A 10078-nucleotide genomic window follows, 5' to 3' on the forward strand; every position below is an offset into this window, starting at 1 on the left:
CCTGCTTAATTTACGTCATTAAATTCGTTCAAGTTATTTCTTGCAATCTGCCTTTCAAATTTAAAAATAAAAAAGCCGCCCGCAGGCAGCTTTTTATTTAAATTAGTGCTAAGACTACTTAAGGGTAACAGTAGCACCAGCGGCTTCAAGCTTTTCCTTGATGTCGTTAGCTTCGTCTTCCTTAACGTCTTCCTTGATAGCTGAAGGAGCACCGTCAACAAGGTCCTTAGCATCCTTCAGGCCGACACCAGTGATGTCCTTAACGGCCTTAATAACCTTAACCTTAGCTTGACCTGGTTCAGTCAATTCAACAGTGAAGCTGTCCTTAGCAGCAGCGTCGCCACCGGCAGCACCGGCAACAGCAACTGGAGCAGCAGCAGAAACGTCGAATTCGTCTTCGATAGCCTTAACAAGATCGTTAAGGTCAGAAATTGATGCTTCCTTTAATGAAGCAATGATAGCATCCTTATCAAAAGCCATGTTTATTTCCTCCAATATTTAGGTAATTAATTTTAATTTGATATTGAACCGATATACGGCAATTATGCGGCTTCGTCTTCCTTGTCGGCAACGGCCTTGACTGCACAAGCAATCTTCCGCATTGGGTCTTGCAATGCAGATGCAAGCATGGACAGCAGGTCTTCGCGACTTGGCATCGTAGCGTATTCGTTAATTTCATCGAGAGTCTTAACACTCTTTTCGATGAAGCCACCCTTAATTTCAAGAGCGTCGTGGTCATCAGCGAACTTCTTCAGGATCTTTGCTGGTGCGATTGGGTCTTCGTTTGAGAAAGCCACAGCAGTAGGACCAACAAAGGTGCTCTTCAGATCTTCGTAGTCAGTACCTTCAACGGCCCGGTCAAGAATCTTGTTCTTGATAACTGACATCTTAACACCGGCATCACGGAGTTGCTTACGCAAGTCAGTAACTTCGGCAACTGTCAAACCACGGTAGTCAACAACGATAGCTGATTCAGCATCGTTAAGCAGAGCTTGAGTGTCCTTAACGATTTCCGCCTTCTTAGCAATAGCTGCTTCACTCATGAATTTTCACCTCCTGCAATGTATTTTGATCGGATTTAATAAAAAATCCCTATGACCGCAGACATAGAGAAGGAATTTTACATTTCTTCCTCGGCAGGCACACGATTAAGGCTAAAGCCACCTGAGTCTTAGGCAGAGTCATATTTAATCAACTATGAAAGTTTAACATGTCACTGCTTGTCTGTAAAGAGTTTTTACTTATTTTCTTTTTCCTGGAGGTGGACCAGCTTGGCATAGTAACCCCCTTGGGCCATTAGTTGGCTGTGCCGTCCCCGTTCCACAATTTTTCCCGCCCGCAAGACGAGAATTTGATCGGCTTCTTGAATAGTCGAGAGCCGGTGAGCAATTGCAATCGTGGTTTGCTGACGACTCATCTTGTTAAGGCTAGTCGTAATCATCCTCTCGGTATGAGAGTCAATATGGGCGGTGGCCTCATCCAAAATGAGGACAAGTGGGTGCCGGGCCATTACCCGTGCAAAGGCAATTAGCTGACGCTGACCGGCGGAGAGGTTGCCGCCACCCTCACTTAATAGGGTGGCATACTTGCGTGGTAGTCGTTCGATAAAGTCAGCGGCGTTGACGGCCTGGGCTGCTGCTTGGATATTTTTTTGATCCTGTTCGTCATTAAACATGCCGATATTATGGGCAATCGTTCCGTAAAATATAATCGGGTCTTGAACAACTAACCCTAGCCGGTGCCGTAACTCCTTTAGAGGGTAACGACGGATATCAACACCGTCAATCAGGATCTGTCCCGACTGGAACTCATAAAAACGCATCAACAGGTTAATAACCGAGCTCTTACCGCTCCCCGTATGGCCAACCAGGGCCACCGTTTGCCCGGGAAGGACGGTAAAGGAAATATCTTTAAGGACTGGTTTGGCGGGATCATAGCCAAAGGTGACGTGGCGAAACTCAATCTTCCCCTTCGTAATTGTTAGGGGGTCCTCCTGCTGCCGTGGCTGGCTAGAGGGACGGTCTAATAACGCAAAGATCCGGTTACCAGCAACGATACCCTCCTGAAAGGTTGCTAGATTTTCCATCACACTCGTTAAGGGGTTAAAGAAATTCTGTTGGTAGGCGATGAATGCATAGACCACCCCGGCCGCTACCATTGCATTTTCACTTCGTCCTCCAAAGTACCCCAGCGTCGCTATCTCAGCTAAGATAAACACCAGGCTAACAACTGGGTAAAGTAAGAAAGAGTCAAAGTTAATCAACTGGTTACGATAGTTAAAGTACCGATTATTCTCCTGGTCAAAGTCCCGGTTCAACCGCTGCTGTTGGCCAAACTGCTGGATAATCTCCACCCCGCTTAAGGCGTCATTTAACCGGGTATTGAGCTTACTCAACGAGGCCCGGACATGCTGGTAGACTGGAACGCTGAGGTATTGATAACAGTACACTAACATAATGATTACCAATAGTAGGGTGAGCGTCACCCAGGCCAGTAGGGAACTCACCGTTAGCATCGCTACAAAGGCGGCTACTAGCCCAGTTACCGCCACTACCAGGTTTAAGATGAGGTTCCAAAAGTTATACAAGGTCTTGGTATCATTGGTTACTCGCGAAACAATTTCGCCAACGGGTGTCTCATCAAAGAAACGCATCCCCAGAAAGTAAACGTGGTGAATCAGTCGCTCACGCATTCTCTCAAGGGTTCGTTCAGCCCCTACCGCAAAACTGTAGGCCTGAATAAACTGAACTAGCGCCCGGATTACCGTTAACCCACCATAAATTCCGGCAAACAAGATAATCCATTTTAGTAATACCGGGCCATGGCGTAAGTAGTGGTCAATGTAATACTGAATCATGCGCGGTAAAAGAAGGTTAACAATACTTAACAGTATCGCCATCGTAATTGCCAGAATAAACTGCCATTTGAACGGCCGGGCCGCGTGAAAAATTCGCCGTAAAATAATCAACTGCTGGCGGTAAGTGAGCTGGCTTTTTTTATTCATTTAAATCATCCTCCAACTGTTGGTGGCGAAGCTGTTCCCGTAGGGTGTCATGGTACCAACCAGGCTGCTTTAATAATTGACTAGGCCGTCCCTGGCCGGTAACCGTCCCAGCCTCCATGATAATTAACCAGTCAAAGTTTTCGACCGTCGTTAGCCGACTAGTGGTCATCACCACCGTTTGATCACTAGCTGCTACTAATCGTTTTTCAATCTGCTCAGCGGTCTCCGCATCGACGGCCGACAGTGGATCATCTAGGACCAGCAATGGTTCGTCGCCAATTAGTGCCCGGCCCAGGGACAGACGCTGCCTTTGACCGCCTGATAGGTTAGTCCCCTCTTGACCCACCAGTGTTTGGAACTGCTTTGGCATCGCAGCAATTTCTTGATCCATTGCTACCGCTTGCGCCGTCGTCCGTACTTGCTGCTGACTAGCCTCTTCATCCCCAACACGCAAATTCTGCTCGACCGTGGTGGAAAAAAGGAAGTCCGTTTGCGGGGTATAGCCAATTTGCTGCCGGTAACTATCCAAGGGGAAGTCCCGAATATCATGGCCTGCCACCGTAATCTGACCATCATAATGGTCGAAATCGCGAACTAGGAGCCGTAACAGGGTCGACTTGCCGCCCCCGGTCGGCCCGACAATTCCGACCTTGGTCCCCTGGGGTACTTGAAAATGAACATCATGCAGCGTTTCCCCAGTACCGTCTGGATAACTAAAACGCTCGATGTCCACCTTTAAGGTTCCCCCTAATTGGGCCACCGTTAGTCGTGCTGGCCACCAGGTTGGCTTTTCAGCAAGGAGTGTACTAATCCGATTATAGCTGGCCCGGCCCCGTTCTAGGGTATTAAAGAGCGTCCCAATCGCAAATAACGGCCAGACCAACTCACCGAGGTAGGTAATCATCGTTACCAGCTGCCCCACCGTTAGTTGCCCCTGGCCAACAAACCAGCCGCCAAAGCCGATTGCTAACAGGTAGGCAAGTCCCATAATTAACGTCGTGGCCGGATTAAATAACGCATCCCAAAAGTAAGCCCGGAGATTCGTATGAAGGGCCTGCTGGATGTAGTGATGAAAGTCATGCAGGTCGGCCGCCTCTTCTCCTAAGGATTGAATAACCTTGATACCGGTAATGCTTTCTTGGGTCTTATTATTAAGCTGACCAAAGGCTTTTTGGGCCCGGCCGTAAGCTATGTGCACCCGGTTCCCCAGGCGGTTAGCTAAAATCACTAGTAACGGTAACGGCAGTAAGGTAATAATCGTTAACCGCCAGCTAACAAATACGCCCATTGCAATAATCATTGAACCACCGGTAATAATTGAATCGGCCAGTGTTAAAATACCGTAGCTGGCAACCTCCCGTACCGCCTCGACGTCATTCGTCGCGTGGGCCATTAGGTCACCGATTCGCCAACGTTGGTAGAAGCTCGGATCCATCGCCATGAAATGGTGGAATAACCGACTCCGTAGTTGACGCTCGAGTACATATGAACTACCGTACAAGAGCTTTTGCCAGGCAAAACGGAGAAAATATTGAATAATGGCAGCCCCTAACATAATCCCCAGCTGTAGCACCAACCAGCGATGGTTTACCCGGTGAGCACTAATCGCATCGACAACGTTACCGATTATGCGGGCCGGAATAACGTTACACACCGCCACTAATACCAGGGCAATTACCCCACCCAGGTATTGTCGCCACTGCTGACGAAAGAACCAGCGTAGTTGTTTTAAAATCGTCATTACCTTTTCTCCTCCCACTTTTACTACTTAATAATAGGCCAGTTCTCCTTCCACTGTGAAATACCTTTTCCTCATGCTTAGTTATTTGTTTAGTGAATACTAATAGCCATGCATCTCATCTATATTTATTTATCAAAAATAAGTATTTCTACTAGACAGCGATCGGTACTACAATTTTACTAACTAATAACTAGGAGGGATAAGAAAGTTGAATAATCAACATCCTAATGGCCATATTCGGCATACACTACAATCACGTCACCTTTCGATGATTGCCCTCGGCGGGACGATCGGGACCGGTCTTTTCATCGCTAGTGGTTCCGCAATTACCACGGCCGGACCCGGTGGTAGCCTAATTGCATACTTCATTATGGGGCTAATGGTCTTCTTTTTAATGACTAGTCTAGCAGAAATGGCCACTTATAATCCGCGAAGTGGCTCGTTCGCTGAGTATGCCAACCGCTATGTCGACCCGGCACTGGGCTTTGCAATGGGTTGGAACTACTGGTTTTGTGGGGCCATTACAGTGGCCGTTGAACTATCAACCGTCGGCATCGTCATGAACTTTTGGTTTCCCCACGTTCCAGCCTGGATCTTTAGTTTGCTGGCCTTTATGATTATTTTTACCATTAACTACTTCTCCGTCCGGGCCTATGGTGAAACCGAATTTTGGCTGGCACTATTAAAGGTAGCGGCGGTCGTTATCTTTGTCATCGTCGGGATTGCCGTTATTTTGGGCCTAATCGGCGGCCACCACGCACTGGGCTTTCGTAACTTCACTTATCGACAGGCACCGTTTGTCAATGGAATTCCTGGTATTATCAGTGCCTTTGTTGTTTCCGGTTTCTCCTTTCAAGGAACGGAAATGGTTGGAATTGCCGCTGGGGAGTCGGCTGACCCCCAACATAGCGTCCCCCAAGCGATCCATGCCACCTTTTGGCGGATCCTCCTCTTTTACGTTTTAACAATTTTCGTAATTGCCTGCGTTCTTCCTTACACCAATAAGAACCTCTTAAGTTCTGACGTGCAAGATATTATCTCGAGTCCCTTTACCCTTATTTTTCAGTATGCGGGGCTCCGTTACGCCGCGGGAATTATGAACTTTGTAATTCTAATTGCGGTCCTTTCATCAGCCAACTCCTGGCTCTATGCCATCTCACGAATCCTCTTTTCCCAGTCAGTTGATGGCTTCTTATGGAAAGGATTTCGGCGGGTTAACCGCCGCGGGGTTCCCATCATTAGTTTTCTAGCCATGGCAATCTTAAGTCTGGCACTGTGGGCCCTCCAGTTTATCGGTCCCAACGTCTACAACTACTTAATCTCGGCTACAAGCCTGGGTGGTTTTATGGAATGGCTAGGAATTGCCATCGCCCACTATCGTTTCCGGCGCGGTTTTCTCCGCCAGGGACACACCTTAGATGAACTTGACTACCATGCTGGTTTGTTCCCATTTGGTCCCCTCTTCGCACTGGTACTCTGTATTGTTGTGATTGCCGGCCAAAATGTCGACGCCTTCCTTAAACTCGACTGGTCAAACATCTTGATTACGTACATGAGCGTCCCACTCTTCATTTTCTTCTACCTCTACTATAAATTCCGCCACCACACACGGCTCGTACCATTGGATAAAATGAAATTAAAGTAAGCGGACTAGTGCAACAAAATAGCGCCAAGTATCCAGAGAAAAATCCGAACGCTTGGCGCTTATTTGTAATCACGGGATTGACAAGGTAAAGGTACCCTCTGCCGCAGTCCCGTTTTAGTAGATTTAATTATTTATTAACGGCTTCTTGGAGTGCTTCACCCAATTGCTTCATGCCGACCTTGATTTGGTCTTCTTGTGCATTAGAATAGTTTAGCCGGAAAGCACCTGGTTGTGGCTTACCAGCATAGAAAGGATCGCCTGGTACAAAGGCAACATTGTGTTGGAGACATTCCTTGAAGAGCTCCACGGTATCATCTACCCCGGGCACTTCAACCCACAGGAACATCCCTCCTTCAGGATCGGTGTACTTAACCCCTTCTGGGAAGTACTTCTTTAATCCGTCCGTCATCAGTTGCTTCCGCTTACCATAAAGGTCACTAATTTCCTTTACATGGGCATCAAGGTCGTTGTTATTCAAAAATTCCACTACCGCATACTGGGCCAGATTATCAGTATGTAAGTCGGCCGACTGCTTAAGCACGGTTAGCTTATTAACCACGTCTTCGTCGGCAACGACCCAACCTAAACGAAAACCTGGTGCTAATGTCTTGGAGAAGGTACTCATGTAGAAAACATGGCCGGTGGTGTCAAAGGACTTAACTGCTGGAACATGGTGGCCGGCGAAGCGAATTTCACCATACGGATTATCCTCTAAGACATACACATCATACTTAGCAGCTAACTCAGCCAGTTTTTGACGACGCTCAACTGCCATCGTCCGTCCCGTCGGGTTTTGGAAGTTTGGTACGGTGTAGATCAACTTGGTCTCCGGATGGGCCTTTAGTGCTTCTTCGAGGGCATCCATCTTCATCCCCTGTTCATCCATGGCCACACCAGCAAACTGAGCACCGTATGACTTAAAGACATCCAGGGCACACAAATAGGTCGGTTGTTCAACTAAAACCGTGTCGCCAGGGTCAATGAAGGCCTTCCCTACCAGGTCAAGGACCTGTTCAGAACCAGTCGTTACCAAGACATTAGCCAACTGTCCGTCAACGCCTTCCTTTTCTTTAACGTGTTGAAGGATCAATTCACGAAGTGCGGTGACCCCCTTGGCAGCACCGTATTGCATGGCTTCTTGACCGTGTTTTTCAAAAACTTGGTCAACGGCCGCCTTCATTTCCTTGACGGGGAATAATTCAGGAGCTGGCAATCCACCAGCAAAGGAAATAATTTTCGGATCCGCCGCCGCTTTTAGGATTGCGCCCACCGCATCCGTGCCGTCTGCTGGAACTCGTTTAGAATAGTTAAACTTTGTCATTGTCGTCACTCCTCTTAAAAAATATCACACGGTTCTAATTAACTTTTAATTAACCGCCGTTGGCAAGTAGTATACACTAGTTTGTCAATCTTGTTAAGTACTAAGTTTATTTTAATACGATTACGGCCATTATAAAAATAATTTCTTCATCAAATGAACCAGCTTTTAAAATTTTTGGGACTGGTAATCGTTAAAAATTTAGTTGACAAATTAAAAATTGATGAGTATAGTTTAGCTAAACTTAATTACAAGCAAAAACACGGCGCAGGAAATACGCAGTGGTTACTGGCAGCAGAGAGCTAACGGTTGGTGAAAGTTAGCCGCGGTACCACTAACGAAATCACCTGTAAGTTGGTCACTGAAGCTAGTAAGTTGACCTGGTCGCCACCCATTACAGTGGCAGCAGATTATTTGTCTGGCTGAGGTGGGTTTTCCCATGAAGAAAAGGTGGTACCACGATTTATTCGTCCTTTAGGCATTATTACAATGCCTAAAGGACTTTTTTGTTTGTTTTTAAAATAACCCTTAAGAGGTGAGCATTGTGAAAGACAGCGACATTAGCGACATTAATATTTTATTTCAACAGCAGCAAACCAATCATGGTGCTCATTGATGTAAATAGTTGGCATAAGATGAGCTCCTGATCATTAACGAGGAGGAAATTGATTATGACAAAGTTAACCCCACAACAAGCAGATTTCGCACACGCACTTTTTGAAGCTGACCGTACTAAAAAGCCCTTAAAAGAAAAGGATTGGGCCGGCGTCGTCACTGATGATGAAACGGCCTATGCAGTCCAGGACCAGGTAATGGCACTTAAGGGCCTTCCTGTCGGTGGCTATAAGGTTTCACTGACCAGTAAACAAACCCAGCAAATGTTTGATTCTGATTCACCACTTTATGGTCAGCAGGTTGACCGCCATTTTCTTCCGGCCCCTGCTACCACTAAATTAGCTAACCTAATGGAACCACTCGTCGAAGTTGAGTTAGCATTTCGGGCTAAGGAGGACCTTAATAGTACCGACAGTCTTGAAGACTTACTACACAAGACAACCGTTGCGGGGGCCCTTGAAGTTCCCGACTCGCGTTTTGAAGACTGGTTCCCCAGCCTCGGTAAATACAATGTTATGTCAGACTGTGCGGTCGGTGGCCTCGTCGTTTATGGTACTGAGCAGGCAACTGACCAACTCTTTTCCAGCGTCGACGACCTAGCAACGGTTAACGCCCAGCTCTTCCTCGGTGACCGGCAACTCGACCAAGGAAGTTCAGCTACCGTCCTCGGTAATCCGCTCAATTCACTCCAGTGGCTAGTAAAGAAGTTGGCCGAGCAAGGAAAACAATTCCGCCAAGGGCAACTGGTATCGTCAGGAACCTTTGTCTTACCACCTAAGTTAGTCCAGGGCCATTGGAAGGTCTCCTTTGACCATGGCCTGGGTAGCGTTGAATTAACTGTTTTGTAAGTTTGACCAACCGCTCTCCGATTACAAATGAGGTAACTCCAACCTCTTTTATATGGATCAAAAATCAACCTAGCACACAAATGGCCGCAAGTATTCGGGAAACCCAAACGCTTGCGGCCTATTTACGCTATGCGGAGTAAAACAAAAAGACTGGGAAAAACAATGTCTTTCCCAGTCTCATATTCATTTTATTCAAATGAAGTTAAATCAAGCGTTACACTTGGGCCAAAAGTTGAGGCGATTGATGCGTGCTTGATGTAAGTACCACGTACTGAAGCAGGACGAGCCTTAACAACGATGTCTTCCAACGTCTTCAGGTTTTCAACCAGCTTGTCAGTGTCGAAGGATACCTTACCGAATGGTACAGCAACGTTACCATCACGGTCAGTCCGGTAGGTAACTTGACCAGCCTTGGCGTCAGAAACGGCCTTGGCAACGTCCATCGTAACCGTACCAGTCTTAGGGTTTGGCATTAAGCCCTTAGGACCAAGGACCCGACCCAAACGACCAACCTTAGGCATCATGTTTGGCGTTGCAATAGCAACGTCAAAGTCAAGCCAGCCGTCTTGGATCTTTTCCACCAAGTCGTCGGAACCAACAAAGTCAGCACCGGCATCTTCAGCGGCCTTGGCATTGTCACCTTCGGCAAAAACAATTACGGTTTGGTCCTTACCCGTACCGTTTGGTAAAACAACGGCACCACGTAATTGTTGGTCAGCTTGCTTAGTGTCTACGTTTAAGTTAAATGCAACTTCAACCGTTGAGTCAAAGTTAGCAAAGTCAATATCTTTTACTAATTGAACTGCGTCGTTAACAGCATATTCCTTCTTGCTGTCAACCTTTTTAAGCGCATCTTGGTACTTCTTACCACGATTCTTAGCCATCTTGTGTTTTCCTCCTTGCAAAT

Annotated in this window: 8 protein-coding genes and 1 other annotated feature; of the genes, 2 read left to right on the top strand and 6 right to left on the bottom strand. The window is 46.9% G+C overall.

What is annotated here, in order from left to right; translation table 11 throughout:
• Positions 1-114: 114 nt before the first annotated feature.
• The 4 genes from rplL to ACI31H_RS03045 all read right to left on the bottom strand — a co-directional run bounded on the left by rplL (position 115) and on the right by ACI31H_RS03045 (position 4745).
• The gene (rplL, locus tag ACI31H_RS03030; protein WP_439770524.1) at positions 115-480 is read right to left on the bottom strand and encodes a 50S ribosomal protein L7/L12; all 366 of its coding nucleotides are present in this window, start codon (positions 478-480) and stop codon (positions 115-117) included.
• 62 nt (positions 481-542) lie between these two features.
• Positions 543-1043 (bottom strand): 50S ribosomal protein L10, encoded by a 501-nt coding sequence (gene rplJ, locus ACI31H_RS03035; protein ID WP_439770525.1) that lies wholly within the window; start codon positions 1041-1043, stop codon positions 543-545.
• A 31-nt stretch (positions 1044-1074) separates the two neighbouring features.
• Positions 1075-1194, bottom strand: a sequence feature (ribosomal protein L10 leader region).
• 43 nt (positions 1195-1237) lie between these two features.
• Positions 1238-3004 carry an ABC transporter ATP-binding protein gene (locus tag ACI31H_RS03040; protein ID WP_439770526.1) on the bottom strand — a complete coding sequence of 589 codons (1767 nt, stop codon included), beginning with the start codon at positions 3002-3004 and terminating at the stop codon, positions 1238-1240.
• Positions 2997-4745, bottom strand: coding sequence for an ABC transporter ATP-binding protein (locus tag ACI31H_RS03045; protein WP_439770527.1), 1749 nt, complete (start codon positions 4743-4745; stop codon positions 2997-2999). Before ACI31H_RS03045 ends, ACI31H_RS03040 begins: the two co-directional genes overlap by 8 nt.
• A 268-nt stretch (positions 4746-5013) precedes the next feature.
• Here ACI31H_RS03045 and ACI31H_RS03050 point away from each other — a divergent pair, with 268 nt between their 5' ends.
• Complete coding sequence (locus ACI31H_RS03050) at positions 5014-6390, top strand: amino acid permease (protein ID WP_439770530.1); 1377 nt, start codon at positions 5014-5016, stop codon at positions 6388-6390.
• Positions 6391-6517: 127 nt separating this feature from the next.
• Here the strand turns inward: ACI31H_RS03050 and ACI31H_RS03055 are convergent, their stop codons facing one another.
• On the bottom strand, positions 6518-7711 hold the full coding sequence (locus ACI31H_RS03055) for a PLP-dependent aminotransferase family protein (RefSeq protein ID WP_439770528.1): 1194 nt from the start codon (positions 7709-7711) through the stop codon (positions 6518-6520).
• Positions 7712-8379: 668 nt separating this feature from the next.
• Between ACI31H_RS03055 and ACI31H_RS03060 the strand changes: the two genes are divergently transcribed.
• Positions 8380-9171, top strand: a complete 792-nt coding sequence (locus tag ACI31H_RS03060) for a 2-keto-4-pentenoate hydratase (protein WP_439770529.1) — start codon at positions 8380-8382, stop codon at positions 9169-9171.
• 188 nt (positions 9172-9359) lie between these two features.
• On the opposite strand, the gene rplA is transcribed toward ACI31H_RS03060, so the two are convergent.
• On the bottom strand, positions 9360-10055 hold the full coding sequence (gene rplA, locus ACI31H_RS03065) for a 50S ribosomal protein L1 (protein WP_439770531.1): 696 nt from the start codon (positions 10053-10055) through the stop codon (positions 9360-9362).
• Positions 10056-10078: the final 23 nt, after the last annotated feature.

It is taken from the genome of Limosilactobacillus sp., assembly GCF_051873035.1.
Lineage (GTDB): Bacteria > Bacillota > Bacilli > Lactobacillales > Lactobacillaceae > Limosilactobacillus.